21 protein-coding genes are annotated in these 19,255 nt (G+C 73.9%); 10 read left to right on the forward strand and 11 right to left on the reverse strand.

Annotation, left to right across the window (positions count from 1 at the left end; translation table 11 throughout):
- Positions 1–14: 14 nt before the first annotated feature.
- The 3 genes from ACFSHS_RS00440 to ACFSHS_RS00450 form a co-directional block, all read right to left on the reverse strand.
- Positions 15–1,571 (reverse strand): sensor histidine kinase, encoded by a 1,557-nt coding sequence (locus ACFSHS_RS00440; protein WP_376870416.1) that lies wholly within the window; start codon positions 1,569–1,571, stop codon positions 15–17.
- Positions 1,572–1,574: 3 nt separating this feature from the next.
- Complete coding sequence (locus ACFSHS_RS00445; RefSeq protein WP_376870420.1) at positions 1,575–2,336, reverse strand: response regulator transcription factor; 762 nt, start codon at positions 2,334–2,336, stop codon at positions 1,575–1,577.
- Between the two features lie 82 nt (positions 2,337–2,418).
- The gene (locus tag ACFSHS_RS00450; protein ID WP_376870423.1) at positions 2,419–3,225 is read right to left on the reverse strand and encodes a siderophore-interacting protein; all 807 of its coding nucleotides are present in this window, start codon (positions 3,223–3,225) and stop codon (positions 2,419–2,421) included.
- Positions 3,226–3,536: 311 nt separating this feature from the next.
- On the opposite strand from ACFSHS_RS00450, the gene ACFSHS_RS00455 reads away from it, so the two are divergent.
- Both ACFSHS_RS00455 and ACFSHS_RS00460 read left to right on the forward strand, forming a co-directional pair.
- Positions 3,537–3,758, forward strand: a complete 222-nt coding sequence (locus ACFSHS_RS00455) for a hypervirulence associated TUDOR domain-containing protein (protein ID WP_376870425.1) — start codon at positions 3,537–3,539, stop codon at positions 3,756–3,758.
- Positions 3,759–3,807: 49 nt separating this feature from the next.
- A complete protein-coding gene (locus ACFSHS_RS00460) occupies positions 3,808–4,239 on the forward strand; it encodes a DUF2795 domain-containing protein (protein WP_376870428.1) in 432 nt (143 codons plus the stop codon).
- A gap of 26 nt (positions 4,240–4,265) precedes the next feature.
- Here ACFSHS_RS00460 and ACFSHS_RS00465 read toward each other — a convergent pair whose 3' ends face one another.
- Entirely contained in the window at positions 4,266–5,024 is a 759-nt protein-coding gene (locus tag ACFSHS_RS00465) for a hypothetical protein (protein ID WP_376870431.1), read from the reverse strand.
- Between the two features lie 156 nt (positions 5,025–5,180).
- Here ACFSHS_RS00465 and ACFSHS_RS00470 point away from each other — a divergent pair, with 156 nt between their 5' ends.
- The gene (locus ACFSHS_RS00470; RefSeq protein ID WP_376870433.1) at positions 5,181–7,214 is read left to right on the forward strand and encodes an LCP family protein; all 2,034 of its coding nucleotides are present in this window, start codon (positions 5,181–5,183) and stop codon (positions 7,212–7,214) included.
- A gap of 71 nt (positions 7,215–7,285) precedes the next feature.
- Positions 7,286–7,528, forward strand: a complete 243-nt coding sequence (locus ACFSHS_RS00475; RefSeq protein ID WP_376870435.1) for a hypothetical protein — start codon at positions 7,286–7,288, stop codon at positions 7,526–7,528.
- Between the two features lie 6 nt (positions 7,529–7,534).
- On the opposite strand, the gene pstB is transcribed toward ACFSHS_RS00475, so the two are convergent.
- The 6 genes from pstB to ACFSHS_RS00505 all read right to left on the reverse strand — a co-directional run bounded on the left by pstB (position 7,535) and on the right by ACFSHS_RS00505 (position 13,547).
- A complete protein-coding gene (gene pstB / locus ACFSHS_RS00480) occupies positions 7,535–8,314 on the reverse strand; it encodes a phosphate ABC transporter ATP-binding protein PstB (protein WP_376870438.1) in 780 nt (259 codons plus the stop codon).
- Positions 8,315–8,337: 23 nt separating this feature from the next.
- Positions 8,338–9,414, reverse strand: a complete 1,077-nt coding sequence (gene pstA, locus ACFSHS_RS00485) for a phosphate ABC transporter permease PstA (protein ID WP_376870441.1) — start codon at positions 9,412–9,414, stop codon at positions 8,338–8,340.
- Positions 9,414–10,367, reverse strand: coding sequence for a phosphate ABC transporter permease subunit PstC (pstC, locus tag ACFSHS_RS00490; RefSeq protein WP_376870443.1), 954 nt, complete (start codon positions 10,365–10,367; stop codon positions 9,414–9,416). The genes pstA and pstC overlap by 1 nt, the downstream gene beginning before the upstream one ends.
- A gap of 163 nt (positions 10,368–10,530) precedes the next feature.
- Positions 10,531–11,643, reverse strand: a complete 1,113-nt coding sequence (gene pstS / locus ACFSHS_RS00495; RefSeq protein ID WP_376870445.1) for a phosphate ABC transporter substrate-binding protein PstS — start codon at positions 11,641–11,643, stop codon at positions 10,531–10,533.
- Positions 11,644–11,839: 196 nt separating this feature from the next.
- On the reverse strand, positions 11,840–12,772 hold the full coding sequence (gene mshD / locus ACFSHS_RS00500) for a mycothiol synthase (protein ID WP_376870447.1): 933 nt from the start codon (positions 12,770–12,772) through the stop codon (positions 11,840–11,842).
- Between the two features lie 7 nt (positions 12,773–12,779).
- Positions 12,780–13,547 carry a winged helix-turn-helix transcriptional regulator gene (locus ACFSHS_RS00505; RefSeq protein WP_376870449.1) on the reverse strand — a complete coding sequence of 256 codons (768 nt, stop codon included), beginning with the start codon at positions 13,545–13,547 and terminating at the stop codon, positions 12,780–12,782.
- Positions 13,548–13,757: 210 nt separating this feature from the next.
- On the opposite strand from ACFSHS_RS00505, the gene ACFSHS_RS00510 reads away from it, so the two are divergent.
- From ACFSHS_RS00510 to ACFSHS_RS00535, 6 genes are all read left to right on the forward strand, one after another.
- Positions 13,758–14,624, forward strand: a complete 867-nt coding sequence (locus tag ACFSHS_RS00510) for a hypothetical protein (RefSeq protein WP_376870452.1) — start codon at positions 13,758–13,760, stop codon at positions 14,622–14,624.
- A gap of 10 nt (positions 14,625–14,634) precedes the next feature.
- Positions 14,635–15,330: an LmeA family phospholipid-binding protein gene (locus ACFSHS_RS00515; RefSeq protein ID WP_376870455.1), complete on the forward strand. Its 696-nt coding sequence runs from the start codon at positions 14,635–14,637 to the stop codon at positions 15,328–15,330.
- 61 nt (positions 15,331–15,391) lie between these two features.
- The gene (locus ACFSHS_RS00520; RefSeq protein ID WP_376870457.1) at positions 15,392–15,847 is read left to right on the forward strand and encodes a TlpA family protein disulfide reductase; all 456 of its coding nucleotides are present in this window, start codon (positions 15,392–15,394) and stop codon (positions 15,845–15,847) included.
- 147 nt (positions 15,848–15,994) lie between these two features.
- Positions 15,995–16,426, forward strand: coding sequence for a DUF4395 domain-containing protein (locus tag ACFSHS_RS00525; RefSeq protein ID WP_376870459.1), 432 nt, complete (start codon positions 15,995–15,997; stop codon positions 16,424–16,426).
- A gap of 30 nt (positions 16,427–16,456) precedes the next feature.
- A complete protein-coding gene (locus ACFSHS_RS00530; RefSeq protein ID WP_376870462.1) occupies positions 16,457–17,290 on the forward strand; it encodes a sulfurtransferase in 834 nt (277 codons plus the stop codon).
- Between the two features lie 2 nt (positions 17,291–17,292).
- Positions 17,293–17,586 carry a DUF1416 domain-containing protein gene (locus ACFSHS_RS00535; protein WP_376870464.1) on the forward strand — a complete coding sequence of 98 codons (294 nt, stop codon included), beginning with the start codon at positions 17,293–17,295 and terminating at the stop codon, positions 17,584–17,586.
- Between the two features lie 54 nt (positions 17,587–17,640).
- On the opposite strand, the gene ACFSHS_RS00540 is transcribed toward ACFSHS_RS00535, so the two are convergent.
- Positions 17,641–19,254 (reverse strand): SpoIIE family protein phosphatase, encoded by a 1,614-nt coding sequence (locus ACFSHS_RS00540; RefSeq protein WP_376870467.1) that lies wholly within the window; start codon positions 19,252–19,254, stop codon positions 17,641–17,643.
- Between the last annotated feature and the right edge of the window lies 1 nt (position 19,255).

Below are 19,255 nucleotides of genomic sequence, written 5' to 3' on the forward strand. Positions count from 1 at the left end.
CGTGACACCGACCCCTACTGCCCCTCCCGGGCACCCCCGTCGGGCGGTGGCTGCGGCGGGCCGGAACGGGGCAGTCGGACGGTGAACGTCGCCCCCTGCCCCGGCGCGGTGTCCAGGTCGACCGAGCCGCCGTGCGCCGCCACGAGGGAGGAGACGATCGCCAGCCCCAGACCGGTGCCGCCGGCGGCGCGCGTGCGGGAGGTGTCGGCCCGGTAGAAGCGCTCGAAGGCCCGCGCGGCGTCGGCGGGGTCCATGCCGGGGCCCTCGTCGGCCACCCGCAGGACGAGCACGCCGGGGTCGTCGGCCGCCTGCGAGACGGTCACCGTCACCCGGACGTCGGGCGGGGTGTGCGTCAGGGCGTTGGTGACGAGGTTGCCGACGACCTGACGCAGGCGGCCCTCGTCCCCGATCACGACGGGGACGTCGGTGAGGGACTCGTCCAGGTGCAGGGAGATCGGCCGCTCCGGCTGGGTCGCCTCGGCGTCGTGCACCGCGTCCCCGGCCACCGCGGCGAGGTCCACCGGCGAGAACGTGAGCGGGCGTTGCTGGTCCATCCGGGCGAGCAGCAGGAGGTCTTCCACCAGCAGGCTCATGCGGCCGCCCTCGGCCTCGATGCGCTCCATGAGCCGGCGCACGTCCTCGTCGGAGCGCACGGCTCCCTGGCGGTACAGCTCGGCGAAGCCGCGGATGGAGGTGAGCGGCGTCCGGAGCTCGTGGCTGGCGTCCGCGACGAAGCGGCGCATCCGGTGCTCGGACCCGCGGGCGGCCTCCTCCGAGGCCTGCTGGGCGCGGAAGGCCGCCTCGATGCGGGCCAGCATCCCGTTGAGGGCCGTGGACAGGCGGCCCACCTCGGTGCGCTCGTCACCGACCGGCACGCGCCGGGAGAGGTCGCCCGCGGCGATCGCTCGGGCGGTTCCCTCCACCTCGGCCAGCGGCCGCAGGCTGTTGCGCACGAGGACGTGGCCGGCGGCGCCGAGGAGGGTGAGGACGATCAGCCCCACGATCACCTCGATCGCCACCAGCCGGCCGATCACCCGCGCGTCCTCGTCGAGGTCCACGCCGACGACCGCGGTCCAGCCACCGGGCAGTTCCGTGGCGGTCACCCGCCAGCGGGTGTCGCCGTCGCCGGACGGGACGGTGACGAAGCCGCCGTCGGGGCCGGGGGGGCCGCCGTCGGGTGCGCCGGTCGAGGCCGCGAGCAACTGGTCGCGCATGCCGGCCAGGCGTGCGAGGTCCGGCGTGGCCTGCTTCTCGTGCCGAGGGCCCCAGACGAAGGCGAGCGACTGCTGGCCGCTGCCGGCCGGCGCCAGGCAGGCCAGGTAGCCGTACGGGGTCGTGGGAGGGCTGTGGCGCTGGCAGACGGCGAGCACCTCGCCGGGGTCGTCCCGCACGTCCTGGAGCAGGGACCGCAGCTCGCTGTCCCGCTGCTCGCCCAGGTAGTCCTTGAGCAGTGACGTCGCGGCCACCCCGGTGGCCAGGAGGGCCAGGGTCACGAGCCCGATGAGCAGGGCGACCAGCGTGATCCGCAGCGGGATCCGCGACGTTCGTCCCAGCAGAGGGGAGGGGCGCACCGCTCAGGAACCGCGGGGGAGCCGCAGGGTGTAGCCCACTCCGCGGATGGTGTGCAGCAGGCGTGGCTCCGTGGTGTCGATCTTGCGGCGGAGGTAGGAGATGTAGGACTCCACGACGTTTGCCTCGCCGTTGAAGTCGTAGTTCCAGACGTGGTCCAGGATCTGCGCCTTGGACAGCACCCGCCCGGCATTGGCCATGAGGTAGCGGAGCAGCTTGAACTCGGTCGGGGACAGGCTGATCAGGGTGCCCGCCTTGATGACCTCGTGGCTCTCCTCGTCGAGCTCGATGTCGGCGAAGGTCAGCCGCGGTGCGTCGGCGGCCTGCTGGGCGCCGGCCGTGCGCCGCAGCACCGCCCGGATGCGGGCGATCACCTCGTCCAGGCTGAACGGCTTGGTCACGTAGTCGTCGCCACCCAGGGTCAGCCCCGAGACCTTGTCCTCTGCGGCGTCGCGGGCGGTGAGGAAGAGGACCGGCGTGTGCCGCCCGGACTGGCGCAGCCGGCGTACGACGCCGAACCCGTCCAGCCCCGGCATCATCACGTCGAGAACCAGCAGGTCGGGCCGGAAGGAGTCGGCGAGCGCGAGCGCCTCCTGCCCGTCGGCGGCGGTGGCCACCTCGAAGCCGGCGTACCGCAGGCTCGCCGACAGCAGCTCGCGGATGTTGGGCTCGTCGTCCACGACGAGGAGACGCGCCTCCGGGCTGGTGCGGGTGGTCGCGGTACCGGCCACGGTTCCTCCGGTCGGGCGAGCAGCTGCCGTCGTCATGGTTCGAGACTGATCCAGCGGGCTGAGGTCGTACTGGACGGTACCTGTGAGTTGTCTGGACGACGGGGCGCCGGTGAACGACTCAGCCGGCCGGCGACATGGCCCGGCCGCGGCGCCAGTAGCCGATGGCATGGTGCTGCGCCCGCCCCAGTCCCCAGCGGCCGCGCAGGTCCGCGCGGATGGTGCGGACGGCGGCGGACTCGGCCGCCACCCAGGCGAAGACGTCGTCCGTCCCGGGCCGGTCGAGGGCCGCCACCGCCTCGGGCAGCAGCGTGCTCTCCCCCGGAGCTGTGCTCCCGCGGTGCAGCCAGCGGACGGCGATCCCCGGAGGCGCCGTCAGGGGCTGTTCCTCCTCGGGACCGGCGACCTCGAGCAGTGCGGTTCCCACGGTGTCCGGAGATGCCTCGCCGAGGATGCGGCTGATCGCCGGGAGCGCCGTCTCGTCGCCGGCCAGCAGCAGGTGCCCGGCCGGCCGGTCGCCGAGCGTGCCCGCCCCGGCGACGGCCAGCGGTGCCCCCGGCGCGGCCGCGGCGGCCCAGGTGGCGGCTGGACCGTCACCGTGCAGGACGAAGTCGATCTCCACCACCCCGGCGCCCGGGTCCTGCCGGCGGGCGGTGTAGCTGCGCAGGGCGACGCCGTGGCTGCCCTGGGGCCAGACGATCCGGCCGTCCTTGGCGACCCGGGGCCACCGCGGCGCCGGGTCGCCGACGCGTGGCACGAGGAGGTTCACCGTGGGCCCGGCCGCGGCGACCGCGGACGGCGTCCCGGAGAGGACGACCCGGCGCACGGACGGCGTCACGTCCGCCACGGAGACGACGGTCAGGACGTCGACCGCTCGGAGTCCATCAGCGGGCCCATCGGGTCCGTCGGGCGCCGGTCCGGTCGTCACGGGATCCCAGCCTAAACGGGCCGACCCGGCCGACTCCGGGGGAATGGAGTCGACCGGGCCGGCGATCGAGGACGGACCCGACCGTCACACTCGGTAGTCGTGTTGCGACTCCTACCAGCGGGGACGCCGATCGGTGCTCCGTCGCGGTACACGCTACGTGACGATCCGCCTCTTGCCATGGCTCCTTGGAGTGAGGTCGCTTCCCGATCGGGTGATCGTGCCCGGATGACCGCCATGTGTGTGCGGCCGCACCGGCGGGCACGGCAGGGCGGACAGGACGCGGGGCCGCACGGCCCGGGAGGGAGGCGGCCATGGCCGATAAGGAGTCCGACGAGTTCGCGAAGGGTGACCACGTCACCTGGAAGAGCCACGGGGGCACGGCCGAGGGCACCGTCGAACGGAAGATCACCTCCGACACGGAGGCATCCGGTCGCACCGTCCGGGCCAGCGAGGACGAGCCGCAGTACGAGGTCCGGAGCGAGAAGAGCGGCCGTACCGCGGTGCACAAGCCCGGTGCGCTGCACGAGGACTGATCACTGACCTGGCCCGGCCCCGTCCGGGCCCGACACCGAAGGAGACACCGTGACCGAGGCCGGAGACCAGTTCGCCGGGACGTCCGCGCGCAGCACCAAGCACAACGCCCGGGTCGACGAGGAGCTCGAGCACGAGATCCAGGGCATGTTGAAGGCCGAGCGCGCCACGCGCTCCGAGGAGTGGCGGGAGGTGGAGCCCGTCGCCGAGGGGGATCCGGACATCACCGCCGACCCGGCCGGCACACTGGTGGGCGGCGTGCCGGTGGGCATGACCGAGGACGCTGTCGTCGCCCGCGCCGAGCTCGCCCGGTGGCTCACCCGTGAGCCGTTCCCCGGGACGCGGGAGGACCTGGTGGAGGCCGCGCGCGACCACCGTGCCCCGGATGCCGTCGTGGCCGAGCTCGAGCGGCTGCCCGAGGGGGAGACCTTCGAGCGGATCGGGGACGTGGCACGCGCCCTCGGGTACCCGACCGAGACCTGACCGGCTGACGCGGGGGAGGCGCCGGTTCAGCGACCGGCGCCCTCCCGGGCCTCGTCCTCCGCGATCTCCTCCGCGCCGCGGCGGCGGAACAGCCGCGAGCCGGGGAAGCCCTTCACGATCTGCCGCATGTCCCGGACGGTGTCGACCAGGTCATGGACGTCGGTGCCCACCGTCCCGAGGGTCTCCAGCACCGGCAGGATGTCCTCGTCCAGGTGCGTCACGAGCCGGGGCAGCCGGTCGATCAGCGTGATCAGGGCCTGCACCTCGGACGGGTCGAACGAGACCGCCAGCTGCCGCACCGACGGCGCGAGCGCGGTCAGCGCCGGCTCGTAGTCGTCCAGCAGCGGGGGGAGCCGCTCGACCAGGCCCTCGGTCCGCGCCACGATCCCGTCGGCCTGGGTCGTCGTCCGCCCCACCCGCTCGATGGCGTGGTCGGCCTTGGCCTGCGTGCGGCCGACCGCCTCGATGGCGCCGTCGGCCTTGGTCTGGGTGACGCCGATGCGCCGGATCGCCTCGTCGGCCTCGGCCTGGGTGCGGGCCAGCCCCGCGATCGCGTCGTCGGCGCGGGTGCGCGTGGTGTCCAGCCGGGTGATCGCCGCGTCGGCGCGGTCGACGATCGAGTCCACCCGGTCGAGCAAGCCCGACACCCGGGCGAGCAGCTCCTCCATCCGGCCGACCGCCGCGGTCACCCGCGGCACCAGGTCGAGGGCGTCGGCGATCCCGTCGCGCAGCCCTCCCACCGCCTGCAGGAGATCGGACGGTCCCGGTACCGACGGCAGTCGCACCCGGCGGAGCCTACGGCCACAGAGGGTCGACCACTATTCGGTTGTGTCCTCTCCGCGCAGCCGAGGGCAGCTGCGGTGCCGCGCGTCCGGCGCTCTCCCCGCCGTCGCCCCCGTATCGTCGTGGGGCAGGCCGCATCCACGGTCAGCGACGGGGCAGTGACGAACGAGAAGGTGTCGACACCGGTGGGGGAAGAGCCGACGCGCGACGCGGATGGCTCCGGCATCGCCCGGCGTTCCCGACGCGTCCGGGACGGCGAGCGGGAGAGCCGGCCGGTCACCGTCGAGCAGCTGCTCGCGCGCCAGGGCAGCGCCGTCGGCAGGCGCCGGGCGGCCCGACGCGTCGAGGAGCCCCCCGCCCGCGTGCCCGACGACGCGTCGCCCGCCGTCCGTGCCGGGTTGCCGCCCGTGCCCGGGGGAGGAGCGGCCGGGCTGCCGCCCGTTCCCGGGGCAGAGGCGGCCGGGTTGCCGCCCGTTTCCGGCGTGGGGGCGGCCGTGCGGCAGCCGGGCCTGCCGCCCGTGCCGACCCCCGGACGCCCCGCGGCGCAGCCGGGACTGCCGCCGGTCCCTGCCGCCCCCCGGCCGCCGGCCACCTGGGAGCCCGACAGCCGCCCCTCCCGCCGGAGCGGCCCCATCCCGCCCCTGCCCGGCACCGTGCCGCCGCCCGGCCCGGCCGACCGCCGGCGGCCACGCACCCGCCGTCCCGAACGCGCCCCGCTCACTCCCGGCCGACGGAGGCTGGCCAGGGCGCTGATGGCGCTGGGTGCGGTGCTGGGCGTGCTGCTGCTCTACCACCTGGGCCTCTACTTCTACGTCGACCAGAAGATCGGCCGGGTCGACGCCCTGGCCGTCGACGGGCCGGAGATCCTCGCCCCTGCGCTGCAGGCCGGCGACGAGACCTACCTCGTCGTCGGCAGCGGCGTCCCCGGCCAGACGGGTGCGGCCTCGGTCGCGACCCTGCTGGCCTCGGTGTCCGCCGACGGCGACCGCGCGGTGCTGGTCAGCTTCCCGCCCACGGCGCTGGTGGACACGCCCGCCTGCCGCACCGCGGACGGCGCGCTGCGCAGCCCGGTGACGGAGGCCTTCGCGTCGTCCCTGCTCGACGGCGGGCCCGGGTGCATGGTGCGCGCGGTCCAGCAGCTCTCGGGCCTGCGCGTCGACCACTACCTCGGCGTCGACCTGACCGGCCTGCCCGGGATGGTCGACGCCCTGGGTGGCGTGCCGGTCTGCGTCATCCCCTCCCCGGCGACCGCCGCCGCGGCCACCCCGCTGCCGGCCGGGCTCTCGCAGGTCTCGGGCCAGGCCGCGGCGGGGTACCTCCAGCCCGGCGACAGCGGGGCGGACGTGACCGGGACGGCCGTGGCCGAGCGGGCCCAGCGGCTGCTCACCTCCACCCTGCGCGCCGCGATGTCGACGAGCACGCTGGTCGACCCGCTCGCCCTGAACCGCTTCCTCAACCGCGCCGCCGACGCGCTGACCGTGGACGAGCAGACGACCCTCGGCGACCTACGGGTGCTGGCCGGCAGCCTCGGTGACCTCTCCGGCGACGCGGTGCAGCGGGCGAGCCTGCCCGTGGCGCAGGTGGGCTACGTGCCGGTGGGGACCGACCAGGCCTACGTCCTCCTCGACGGCGCGGGCACCCGGTCGCTCTTCGACGCCGTCATCGAGGGCACCCAGGTTCCCGAGGAGTTCCTGATCGGCCCGGTGGAGCCGGCCGCGCCGGCCGAGGAGGTCCCGGCCGGGGATGCCCCGCCCGCCGACGTGCCGCCCGCCGACGTGCCGCCCGCCGCTGCGGCGGCCCCGACGGCCGACGCGCTCACCGTGCCGCCGTCGTCGGTGACGGTGGACGTGCTGAACGGCACCGGGACGACGGGGCTGGCGGCGACGGTCGCCGACCTGATGCGGGCGCAGGGCTTCACGGTGGGCGCCGTGGGCAACGAGACCGGCACGGCGAACGAGAGCGTCGTCCGCCACGGCCCGGGTGCGCTGGAGCAGGCCCGGACCGTGGCGGCGGCGGTACCGGGATCGGTGCTCGAGCCCAGCGACGCCATCGGCGACACGGTGCAGCTCGTCATCGGCCCCGGCTACTCGACCGTCGTCCCGGTGACGGTCGGAGCGCCGGTCGAGGTTCCGGCCGCGGACACCGCCGGGCCGGCGGCCCCGGAGCCGCAGGCCGGTCCGGTCAGCTGCTGAGGTCGCCGCCGGAACTGTTCACCCGTCCGTCGCTGGGACGGCACGCGAGCGGGTAGGGGTCGGGAGTGTCGATGATGCCGCCGCCGTTCAATGCCGACCCCTCGGACGAGGGGATCCCCGCCGCCGATCCCGGAACCGGTGCCCCCGAGCCGGCCCCGGGCTTCGGCATCGGCGGTGAGGACCCGGACGTGGTCGCCAGCGAGGACCCACGACCCGAGGAGGCGGCGAAGGCCGAGGAAGCCGATCCCCGGGAACCCGGCGCGACGTTCCGCACGCCTGATCCGCGGGACATCGGCCCCCGGTCCGCGGACTGAACGGGCTCAGCCGAAGCGGCCGGAGATGTAGTCCTCGGTCGCCTTCTCGTCCGGGTTGCTGAAGATCTTCTCGGTGGGGTTGAACTCGATCAGCCGTCCCGGCTGGCCCACCCCGTTGAGGTTGAAGAAGCCGGTGGACTCGCTCACCCGCGCGGCCTGCTGCATGTTGTGGGTGACGATGACGATCGTGTACTTCTCCTTGAGCTCGATCATCAGGTCCTCGATGGCGAGCGTGGAGATGGGGTCGAGGGCCGAGCACGGCTCGTCCATGAGGAGCACGTCCGGCTCGACGGCGATCGCGCGCGCGATGCACAGCCGCTGCTGCTGACCACCGGAGAGGCCGGAGCCCGGCCGGGTGAGACGGTCCTTGACCTCGTTCCAGAGGTTGGCGCCGCGCAGCGACCTCTCGACCAGGTCGTCGAGGTCGGCCTTCTTCATCTTGATGGCGTTGAGCCGGACCCCCGCGGCGACGTTGTCGTAGATCGACATCGTCGGGAACGGGTTGGGCCGCTGGAACACCATCCCGATCTGACGGCGGACGTCCACCGGGTCGACGTCCGGACCGTAGAGGTCCTGGCCGTCCATGACGACCTTGCCCTCGACCCGGGCGCCGGGGATCACCTCGTGCATCCGGTTCAGCGAGCGCAGGAAGGTGGACTTGCCGCAGCCCGAGGGCCCGATGAGGGCGGTGATGCTGCGCGGCTCGATGGAGACGGTCACGCCCTCCACGGCGAGGAAGTTGCCGTAGTAGATGTTCAGGTCGGAGACGTCGATGCGCTTGGCCACAGGTTCCTCCTGGGTCGGCCCGGTCAGCGACCGGTCTTGGGGGCGAGGAAACGGCTGATCAGGCGGGCGACGACGTTGAGCGCCATGACCAGGATGATGAGCACCAGGGCTGCCGTCCAGGCGCGGTCGAGGAACGCCTGGGTCGCCGTTCCGGGCTGGGTCAGCTGGTAGTACGCGAACACGGGAAGGGTCGCCATCCGCCCGTCGAACGGGTTCAGGTTCGTGCCGGTGATCAGACCGACGGTCACCAGCAGCGGCGCGGTCTCGCCGACGACGCGGGCCACGGCGAGCGTGACCCCGGTCCCGAGACCGGCGATCGCGGTGGGCAGGACCACCTTGACGACCGTCCGCCACTTCGGCACGCCCAGCGCGTAGCTGGCCTCCCGCAGCTCGTTCGGGACGAGCTTGAGGACCTCCTCGCAGGAGCGGACGACGACCGGGATCATCAGCACGGAGAGCGCCACCGCGCCCATGACGCCGAGCCGGACGTCGTTGCCGAAGAGCAGGGTGAACAGCGCGAAGGCGAACAGGCCGGCGACGATCGACGGGATGCCGGTCATGACGTCGACGAAGAACGTGATGGCCCGCTTGAGCCGGCCGGTTCCGTACTCGACCAGGTAGACGGCGGTCATCAAGCCGATGGGCACCGAGATCACCGTGGTCAGCGCCGTGATGATCAGCGTGCCCAGGATCGCGTGGTACGCGCCGCCGCCCTCGCCGACGACGCGGAACATGGAGTTGGTGAAGAAGGTGCTGTCGAAGCGGTCCAGGCCGTTGTCGAGGACGGTGTAGACCAGCGAGACCAGCGGGATCATGGCGACCGCGAAGGCGGTGGTCACCAGGCAGGTCACCAGCCGGTCGGTGGCCTTGCGGTGACCCTCGACGGTCCGCGTGGCGACGTAGACCAGCAGCGTGCCCAGGACGACGCCGTAGACGACGGTGGACGTGACGGCGAAGCCGGTCGCGGCGGAGACCGCGGCCCCCAGCACGATGCCGGCCAGGTACAGGCCGGGGGGAGCCAGGCGGGGCAGTCTGCGGTGGACCCGGACGGGCCCCTGCTGCTGCGGCAGCGGCGGCGCGGCCTGCGTGTCGATGCTCATCAGTTGGCTCCGGAGAAGTCGGCGCGCCGGTCGACGATCCAGCGGGCGAGCATGTTGACCGCGAGCGTGATGACGAACAGCACCAGACCGCTGGCGATCAGGGTGTTCACCCCCAGGCCGGTGGCCTCGGGGAACCTCAGCGCGATGTTGGACGCAATCGTGGAGGGGTTCGAGCTGCTGATCAGGTTCAGCGTGGCGCCGGCGCCGCCGGACAGGACGATCGCGACCGCCATCGTCTCGCCGAGCGCCCGGCCCAGGCCCAGCATGGCGCCGCCGATGACGCCGGACTTGCCGTAGGGGAGGACGGCCATCCTGATCATCTCCCAGCGGGTCGCCCCCAGCGCGAGCGCCGCCTCGCGGTGCAGCGCCGGAGCCTGGCTGAACACCTCCCGGGAGATGGCCGAGATGATCGGCAGGATCATCACCGCGAGCACGAGGCCGACGGTGAACATCGTGCGGCCGCTCGTGGAGGCGGGACCGGCGAAGAACGGGACGAAGCCGAGCGTGTCGGCCGCCCACACGTGGAACGGCACGAGGGCCGGTGCCAGGACCGCCAGGCCCCAGAAGCCGTAGACGACGCTGGGGATCGCCGCCAGCAGGTCGATCAGGTAACCCATGGCGGCAGCGACCCGCCGCGGGGCGTAGTACGTGACGTACAGGGCGATGGCCACGGCCAGCGGCGTCGCGACCAGGAGCGCGAGCACCGCGCCGAGCAGGGTGCCGAGCACGAGGGGGCCGACGTAGCCGCCCAGGCCCTCGCCTCCGGGGATGTCCGCTGCCGGAGCCGTGAGGGCGGGGATCGCCTCGCTGATGAGGAAGACGGCCACCCCGGCGAGGACGACCAGGATGAAGATGCCCGAGGCCTTGGCGCTGCCGGCGAAGATGCGGTCCCCCGGCCGGCGGACGGGGCGCTGCTTCGGCGGGGGTTCGGTCGGGGCCTTCGTGGCGGTCACCGGTGCTCCGTGGAAGTTGTTCGTGGATGCCGTTTCGGGGTGCGATGGCCCGTCTCCGGGCGGTGCGATGGCCGGTCTCCGGGCGGTGCGATGGCCGGTCTCCGGGCGGTGCGATGGCCCGGGACGTCGTCGCCGCGTCCCGGGCCATCGTGGCGGACCGGTGTCAACCGGCGGTGATCGCCTCGACCGCGCCCCGGGCCTGCTCACGGAGCGTGTCCGAGATCGGGGCGTTGCCGGCGTTCTCCGCCGCGGCCTGCTGGCCGTCCTCGCTGATCACGTACTCCATGAACGCGCGGACGTTGTCCGCGCTCTCCTCGTCGTCGTACTGGATGCAGCCGATGTGGTAGCTGACCAGGACGATCGGGTACTCGCCGGACCCCTCGGTCTGCCGGTTGACCTCGATGGCGAAGTCGTACTCGCCGCGGCCCTCGACGGCCGGGGAGTTCTCCACGACCGCCGCGGCCGACTCCGGCGTCGGCGCGACGAACTCGTCACCGACCGCGACGCTCACCACGCCCAGGTCACCGGCCCGGCTGGCGTCCGCATAGGTGATGGCGCCGACCGTGCTCTCCACCACGCCGACGACGCCGGAGGTGCCGTTGGCGGCCTCGCCTCCCGGTAGCGGCCACACGCCGTCGGGCTCGGAGGTCCACACGTCGCCGGCGGCCTGGAACAGGTAGTCGGTGAAGTTGTCCGTGGTGCCCGAGTCGTCGGCGCGGTGCACCGGCGTGATCGGCTGGTCCGGCAGCGTGGCGCCGGGGTTGTCCGCCGCGATCGCGGGGTCGTTCCAGTTGCTGATGGAACCGGCGAAGATGCCCGCGATCGTCGCGGGGGTGAGGTTCAGCTCGTCGACGCCCTCGAGGTTGAAGATGACGGCGATCGGTGAGATGTAGTTGGGCAGCTCGAAGACCTCACCGCCCGCGCAGCGCTCCTGGGCCGCGGTGAGCTCCTCGTCGTCGAGCGGGGCGTCGGAGCCGGCGAAGTCGGTCGCCCCGGCGATGAACTGCTCGCGCCCGCCGCCGGAGCCGACCGGGTCGTAGCTGAAGTTCACGTCGGGGTACTCGCCCTGGAAGCCGGCCTGCCACGCCTCCATGGCGGCCTGCTGGCTGCTCGCGCCGGCGCCGACGAGGTCGCCGCTCAACCCCTGGCTCGTGCCGCCACCGCCGCCGCTCCCCCCGGAACCCGATTCGTTGGCGGCACCGCACGCAGAGAGCGCGAGGGTGCCGGCGAGCGCCACGGAGAGCGTGGCGGCGCGCGTCTTGGTGCTGAGCTTCAACTCAGTGCCTCTCGACAGTTGCCCGGACGTCTTCCGGGCAGCATGGGACCGACGAGAGGAAGTTAGGGAGCCGAGGTGGCCGCGGTCCGGTCGATCGGTGAACGCCAGATGAACGGCGCCTGAGGCTTGGGTCACGCCGAGGCGGCCGCCGTGAGGCCATCGGGTGAACCAGGGCGTGGCAGCTGCCCGGCCGGGCTCAGGCGGTCGCGCGGCGCCACGAGACGTCGACGGCGTGGCGCCGGAAGCCGCGGCTCTCGTACAGCCGGACGGCGGCGGTGTTGTCCTCCTCCACGTACAGCAGCACCTGGCCCAGCCCGCGGGAGCGCAGGTGCGCCAGCCCCAGGTCGGTGAGCGCCCGGCCCAGGGACATCCCCTGGGCGTCGGGGTCGATACCGAGCACGTAAACCTCGCCGACCGGCTCGTCGGCGACGTCGCCCGCCGGGTGGGTCTTGGTCCAGTGGGAGCCCAGCAGCTGCCCGCCCTCGTCGGGGTCCCCGCGCCAGGCGAGCAGGAAGCCCTCGGGGTCGAACCACGGCTCCTGCTCCCGCAGCCGGAGGTCCTCCGCCGTCCAGCTGCCCTGTTCGGGGTGGGTGGCGAACGCGCGGGCGTTGACCCGCAGCCAGGCGGCCTCGTCCCGGCCGGGACGGAAGGGCTCGACGTGCACCCCGTCGGGCAGCGCCGGCCGTGGGTCGGGGTCGATCCGGGCGAGGTCCCCCTCGTCGAGGTGCCGGCGCATCTGCAGCAGCACCCGGGCGCGGGAGAAGCCCCGCGGTGCGAGCAGCTCCGCGGAACCGGGCAGGTCGCCGTGCGCCCAGATGCTCACCGGTCGCGGGCCGGCCCGCTCGAGGAGGCGGCTCAGCAGGGTGCTGCCGTGTCCCCGCCGGCGGAAGGCGGGGTGCACCACGAGCTCGGCCTCGACGCCCCCGTCCCGTCCGGTGTCGAAGCGGGCGTAGCCGGCGAGGTCGTCGCCGTCCCGGACCACGAGGTTGCCGCCGCCGGGCGGGCCACCGTGCTGGAGCCGGAGCTCGCTCTCCTCGGACAGCGGCCGCACACCGTCGGCGGTGGTGGCGGCGCGCAGCAGCGCGAGGACGTCCGCGACGTCGAGATCGGCCTGGCTGTCGGTGCTCACCCGGCCATCAGACCAGCTCGGCGTCGGCCCTGTCGTCCGAGGTGGTGGCCCTGTCGTCCGAGGTGGTGGCCCGGGCGGCCTTGGCGGTGGCGTCGGCGACCTGCTGGTCGAGCTTGTAGCCCACGTTCCGCACGGTGCCGATCAGCGCCTCGTGCTCGGTGCCGAGCTTGGCCCGCAGTCGCCGCACGTGGACGTCGACGGTGCGGGTGCCGCCGAAGTAGTCGTAGCCCCAGATCTCCTGCAGCAGCTGTGCCCGCGAGAAGACCCGGCCCGGGTGCTGGGCCAGGTACTTCAGCAGCTCGAACTCCTTGTAGGTGAGGTCGAGCGGGCGGCCGCGGAGCTTGGCCGAGTAGCTGTGCTCGTCGATGACCAGCTCGCCGGCCTGGGTGACGCCACCGTCGCCGCCGTCGGCCGGCGTGCTGGCGGCCAGCCGGCGGGCGGTGGCCCACTTGAGCCGGGCGTCGACCTCGGCCGGCCCGGCGGTGTCGAGGAGGACGTCGTCGACGCCCCAGTCGGCCGACAGCGCGACCAGCCCGCCCTCGGAGAGGACGGCGACCAGCGCGGCGGCCACGCCGGTGGAGGACAGCAGCCCGCACAGGGTGCGCGCCTGGATGAGGTCGTGGCGGGCGTCGACGAGGACGACGTCCCCGGAGTCGCCGTCGAGCAGGCTGGAGAGCTCGGGGGCCACCACGCGTACCTGGTGGCCCAGCAGCCCCAGGGCGGGCAGCACCTCGGTGGTGGCCTGGCGTGCCGCGGTCATGAGTACGAGTCGCATGTCGTCTCCTCACGGGGCCGTGGGACGACGGCGTCGTCCCCGGACCTTCGACGGCACTGTCGAGGTGGGTGTGCAGGATAACCGACGTGCCGCCGGCCGAGGCCGGAGGCGACGAATTCGTCGGTCCGCCCTCCGAAGGACACCGGACCCGCCGGCCGCCGTTCCGCTCGTCGAGGCGATCGGACGCCGCGCGTCTGCCACGATCGACCTGTGACCTCCCCGGCCCTCACCTCCGCGCTCCCCGCGCGGGTGCACCACCTGCAGCCGGCGGGGCTCACCGCGCTGGCCGTGGCGCTGGTGGTGGTGCTGCCCGACCTCTTCGGCGACGAGGGCCGGCTGGCGGCGGTGCTGGTCCTGCAGCTGGGACTGGTTCTCACCTGGGTGGTCGTGACCGGGATCGAGGGGTTCGGCGGCTCGCTCGCCGTGGGTGCCGCCGCCGCGGTCGCTGCCGACCTGGTCCTCGTTCTGCCGGGGCGGCCGTCGCTGGGCGGCCTGCTGGTGGTGCTGGGCGTCGGCTTCCTCGCCGCCGTCCTCCAGCAGATGCTCCGCCGGCCCCGCGAGGACCTCGTCGCCTCCCTCTCGGGTGCCGTGCTGCTCCTCTGCGCCGTCACCGCCCTCGCCGCGCTCCTCCTGCTGGGCCGGTCGCCGGCCGGGTCCGGCCGGGCGCTCGTCGCGCTCCTGGCCGTCGGCGCGGCCCTGGTCGTCGGTCACCTGGTGGACCTGGTCCTGCCGCGGCCGTCCCTGGCGACCGGGGTCCCGCGGGGCCTGCTCGGGCTGGTCCTGGCGGTCGTCGCCGGCGCGCTGGTCGCTTACCTGGGCAGGGGCGTCAGCGGGATCTCCGGCGCCCTGCCCGCGCTCGTGGCCGGGGCCGTGCTCGCCGGTGTGACGGCGATGGTGGCGCTGGTGGCCAGCTACGTCGTGGTGGAGGCGACGGGGGTCGACGAGGAGGAGCCCGCGCCGCGCCGTGCCGCCCACGCAGACCCGTCCCTGTCCCCGTGGGCGCTGTCGGTGGTCCAGGCGGTCCTGCCGCTCGCCGCCTGCGCGCCCGTGGCGCTGGCCCTGCAGGCGGTGCTGTGAGACAGCCGGCGTGAGAGCCCTGCTCGTCGTCGTCGCGCTCCTCCTGGGCCTGGTGGTGGTCCTCGACCGGGTCGCGGCCGGCTTCGCCGAGGACCGGGTCGCCGAGCAGGTTGCCGAGGAGGGCGGCCTGGCCGGGGTCCCGGAGGTCGACATCGAGGGCTTCCCGTTCCTGACCCAGGCCGTCGATGGCCGCTACGACGAGGTGCGCATCGCGCTCACCGCCGAGCAGCTCGGGCAGCCGGAGGGCACCCGCGCCGACGTCGTCCTGCGAGGCGTCGAGGTGCCGCTGTCCAGCGTGCTCTCCGGCTCGGTGCAGGAGGTGCCGGTGGAGCGCATCGACGGGACGGCGACCCTCTCGTACGCGCTCCTGTCGGCGCAGCTGGGGCCCGACACCGAGCTGGAACGCGACGGCGACGGGCTGCGGATCACCCGCACGGTGGAGCTGCTGGGACGGCAGCTGCCCCTCACCGCCACCGGCCAGGTGACCCTGGAGGGCAACGACGTGGTCGTCGACGTCGAGCAGGCGTCGGGTGCCGGTATCGACGTCCCCGACTTCCTGCTGGAGCGGGCCGCCGACCTGCTGGACCTGCGCTACGCGGTCCCGCCGCTGCCGTTCGGCCTGCAGCTGACCGGGGTCAGCCCGGCAGCCGGCGGCGTCGACGTCCGGATCGAGGCGGTCGACACGGTGCTGCGGGCGGCGGACTAGCGCCGCGGAGGGCGGCACGGTCTGCGGAATAGGGCCGCGACGGCCCCGGTTCCAGCCGGGGATGAGTGGGATCGGAGCGGTCGTCGTGGTGGCCGCGCTGGCGATCACCGCCGTCGCGGCGTGGTGGCTGCGCAGCCGGAGCGGTGCCGTGCATTCCCCGGCGTCGGAGGGGAAGAGGGTGGATCACGCGTCGGTGTTCGACCGTCTCGGCGTGCGCCCCGGCGACGCCGACCTGACGGTGGTGCAGTTCTCCTCCGCGTTCTGCGGACCCTGCCGGGCGACCAGGGCCCGGCTGCAGCAGCTGCAGGCCACCCGGCCCGGACTGGCGACCCTGCACGTCGACGCGGAGAGCCACCTCGACGAGGTGCGCGAGCTCGACGTCCGGCGGACGCCGACGTTGTTCTACCTGGACCGCGACGGGCGGCTGGTCGGGCGCAGCAGCGGCGCCCCGCGGCCCGATGAGCTGACCGCTCTGGTCGACGCGCACGTGGGCGGCCGCGCGGGCGGGCCGGTGTGATCGGTTACCCTCGCCCCATGGGCACCATGCTGACCTGCCGCCGCACAGTCGACCTGTGCCGCGTCGGCAGCTGCCTGTGTCCGACCTTCTGAGGGCGGCTGCCGACCGTCCAGACGTGCCCTGTCCGCCGTCCGAAGGTCTTCCCTGATGACTGCTCCGTCCGCGCAGGTCGACGTGCGCGGTCCGCGGTTCGCCGCGGGCCTCACCTCGGTCGTCCTGGCCGTCGCCCTGCTCACCGCCAGCGGCTGGCTCGTCGCCGCCCAGGCGGCGGTCTTCGCCGTCGGCGCGCTGGCCGGCCTGCGGGTGTCCCCGTACGGCCTGCTGTTCCGGCTGCTGGTCGCGCCGCGGCTGGGGCCGGTGCGCGAGCGGGAGCCGGAGGCGCCGCCCCGGTTCGCCCAGTTCGTCGGCCTCGTCTTCGCCGTCGTGGGGGCCTCGGGCTACCTGCTCGGCGCACCACTGCTCGGCGCCGTCGCCACCGGGCTCGCCCTGGTGGCGGCCCTGCTCAACGCGGCCGCGGGCTTCTGCCTGGGCTGCGAGCTCTACGTGATCGCCCGGCGGGCCCTGCCGGCCCGCGCCTGACCACCCGCACACCGACAACGGAGGAAACCCATGAGCCGCACCGACGTGCTCGTCACCGCCGACTGGGCCCAGGAGAACATCGGGACCCCCGGCATCGTCTTCGTCGAGGTCGACGAGGACGCCAGCGCCTACGACAAGGGACACATCGAGGGCGCGGTCAAGCTGGACTGGAAGACCGACCTGCAGGACCCGCTGCGACGCGACTTCGTCAACCGCGAGCAGTTCGAGAAGCTGCTCTCCGAGCGCGGCATCAGCAACGACGACACCGTCGTCCTCTACGGCGGCAACAACAACTGGTTCGCCGCCTACGCGTACTGGTACTTCAAGCTCTACGGCCACGAGAACGTGAAGCTGATCGACGGCGGCCGCAAGAAGTGGGAGCTCGACAGCCGGCCCCTCTCGACCGACGCCGTCTCCCGGCCCGCCACCCAGTACAAGGCCAAGGACCAGGACGTCTCCATCCGGGCCTTCCGCGACGAGGTCGTCGCCGCCATCGGCGAGAAGAACCTGGTCGACGTCCGCTCGCCCGACGAGTTCGCCGGCAAGCTGGTGGCCCCGGCCCACCTCCCGCAGGAGGGGGCGCAGCGCCCGGGCCACATCCCCACGGCGGTCAACGTGCCGTGGAGCAAGGCGGCCAACGAGGACGGCACGTTCAAGAGCGACGAGGAGCTGGCCACGCTCTACGCCGAGGCGGGTCTGGACACCAGCAAGGACACCATTGCCTACTGCCGGATCGGCGAGCGCTCGAGCCACACCTGGTTCGTGCTGCGCGAGCTGCTCGGTCACCAGAACGTCAAGAACTACGACGGCTCCTGGACCGAGTACGGCTCCCTGGTCGGCGTCCCGATCGCGAAGGGCGCCTGAGCATGTGCGGCGCCCCGAAGCAGGGCGGCGCTCTCGCCGGCGTCGACCTCACGACGCAGACGGTGATCCAGGGGTCGGTCTGGCACGACGGCGCTCCGGTGGCCGGTGCCTACGTCCGACTCCTGGACGCGACCGACGAGTTCACCGCCGAGGTGGTCACCAGCCCGGAGGGTGAGTTCCGGTTCTTCGCCGCTCCCGGTCAGTGGAAGGTGCGCACCCTCGCCCCGGTGGGCAGGGGCGAGCGGGTGATCTCCGCGGACGTGGGGCTCAACGAGACCACCGTCGCGATCGAGTAGGGACCCCCGCACAGCGCCCGTCCCGGTTCCGCCGGGGCGGGCGCTGTCGCGCGTTCAGTCGACGCTGGGCGGCAGGATGTTCGGCCCGGCCTCCGCAGGCCGCGGACGGTCCTCGGGATAGGCCCGGACGGCCACCAGCGCGACGTCGTCCGTGGTCCCGCCCGGGACGAGCCGGCGGAGCACGGCGTCGCAGAGCTCCTCGAGTGGTGCCTCGCCGAGGTCGAGGAGCGCCTTCTGGAGCGCGGCCAGCCCCTCGTCCAGGTCGGCGCCGTGCCGCTCGACCAAGCCGTCGGTGAACAGCAGCAGCGTCGAGCCGTCGGGCAGGTCGGCGGTGTGATCGGCGCGGCGGGCGTCGGGGGTGACGCCCAGCATCAGGTCCGGCCGGGTCGTGAGCAGCCTGCTCGTGCCGTCGGGGGCGAGCAGCACCGGCGGGAGGTGACCGGCATTGCTCCAGCGCAGCACCCGCACGCCGGCGACCGGCACGTCGGGACGGCGCTCGATGCGCGCGAGGATGCCGGTGGCCAGGGTGCCCACCGCGAGTCCCTGGGCGGTGCGCTCCAGGCGGGAAAGGGTGGCCGCCGGCCCCTCGTCGTTGTCGTAGGCCAGCGCGCGCAGTACGCCGCGGAGCTGCCCCATGGCGGCCGCGGCGTCGCTGCCGTGGCCGACCACGTCGCCGATGACGAGCATCGTGGCGCCGTCGGGTTGCAGGAAGGCGTCGTACCAGTCACCGCCCACCTGGGCCTCGTGCGCCGCCGCGGCGTAGCGCACGGCCACGTGCAGGTGGTCGGGCTCCGGCGGCGGGGTCAGCAGCGCCTGCTGCAGGCGGTCGGACAGCGCGCGCTGCTCGGCGGCCTCCTCGGAGAGCCGGCGCAGCTCCGCGGCCTGCCGCTGGGCGGCCCGGCGGTCGGTGAGGTCGCGGAACGAGACGATGACCCCGGTGACGGTGCCGTCCTCGACGGTGGGCACGGCGATCAGGTCGATGGGGATGCCGGTCCCGTCGCGGTGCCAGAAGAGCTCGTCCTCGGCGACGACGGTGCGACCGGTCCGCAGCGACCGCCAGACGGGGCAGTCCTGCTTCGGGTAGTGGGAGCCGTCCGGGCGGCGACCGTGCAGCAGGGCGTGCTGGTCCTGCCCGCGCTGTTCGTCGGCCGCATGTCCGGTGATCCGCACGGCCGCCGGGTTCACGAATTCCACCCGCCCGTCCGCGTCGAGCCCGTAGATGCCGTCGGCGACGTTGGCCAGCACCCACTCGTAGCGCTCGAGGGTGCGGGACAGCCGGTCCCCGGCCGAGCCCTGCGCCCCCTCGTCCGCTCCCCGCGGTGGGGACGAGGGCTCCGGCAGCGGCACCGGGCTCTGCACGACCACGGCCACCATGCCGTCGTCGGAGCCGCTCGCGTGCTCCTCGCCCGGCTCCCACAGCACCGCTTCCCCGGCGGCCAGCGGGATCCGCACGTCGTCGGCCCCCGACGCCCACCCCGAGCCGCTCACCACGGCGAGCAGCTGCCACAGCCCGGTGGGGTGCCGACCATTGACGGCGCCCGGTGCGTACCGGGTGACGTCGACGGCGAAGCCGTCGACGGGCTCCTCCACGTGGGCCGTGCGCGAGACGGAGACACCGGAACTGCCGAACGCGTCCAACTCGCGGGTGGAAAGGGACAGCCGGCGCATG

Source organism: Blastococcus deserti, assembly GCF_042682525.1.
GTDB classification, from domain to species: domain Bacteria; phylum Actinomycetota; class Actinomycetes; order Mycobacteriales; family Geodermatophilaceae; genus Blastococcus_B; species Blastococcus_B deserti.

Coding starts and splice junctions, on each gene's coding strand:
- ACFSHS_RS00445 (WP_376870420.1), bottom strand. CDS start 2,336: ATGACGACGGCAGCTGCTCGCCCGACCGGAGGAACCGTGGCCGGTACC.
- ACFSHS_RS00455 (WP_376870425.1), top strand. CDS start 3,537: ATGGCCGATAAGGAGTCCGACGAGTTCGCGAAGGGTGACCACGTCACC.
- ACFSHS_RS00475 (WP_376870435.1), top strand. CDS start 7,286: ATGATGCCGCCGCCGTTCAATGCCGACCCCTCGGACGAGGGGATCCCC.
- pstA (WP_376870441.1), bottom strand. CDS start 9,414: ATGAGCATCGACACGCAGGCCGCGCCGCCGCTGCCGCAGCAGCAGGGG.
- ACFSHS_RS00505 (WP_376870449.1), bottom strand. CDS start 13,547: ATGCGACTCGTACTCATGACCGCGGCACGCCAGGCCACCACCGAGGTG.
- ACFSHS_RS00520 (WP_376870457.1), top strand. CDS start 15,392: ATGAGTGGGATCGGAGCGGTCGTCGTGGTGGCCGCGCTGGCGATCACC.
- ACFSHS_RS00525 (WP_376870459.1), top strand. CDS start 15,995: ATGACTGCTCCGTCCGCGCAGGTCGACGTGCGCGGTCCGCGGTTCGCC.
- ACFSHS_RS00530 (WP_376870462.1), top strand. CDS start 16,457: ATGAGCCGCACCGACGTGCTCGTCACCGCCGACTGGGCCCAGGAGAAC.
- ACFSHS_RS00535 (WP_376870464.1), top strand. CDS start 17,293: ATGTGCGGCGCCCCGAAGCAGGGCGGCGCTCTCGCCGGCGTCGACCTC.
- ACFSHS_RS00540 (WP_376870467.1), bottom strand. CDS start 19,254: ATGCGCCGGCTGTCCCTTTCCACCCGCGAGTTGGACGCGTTCGGCAGT.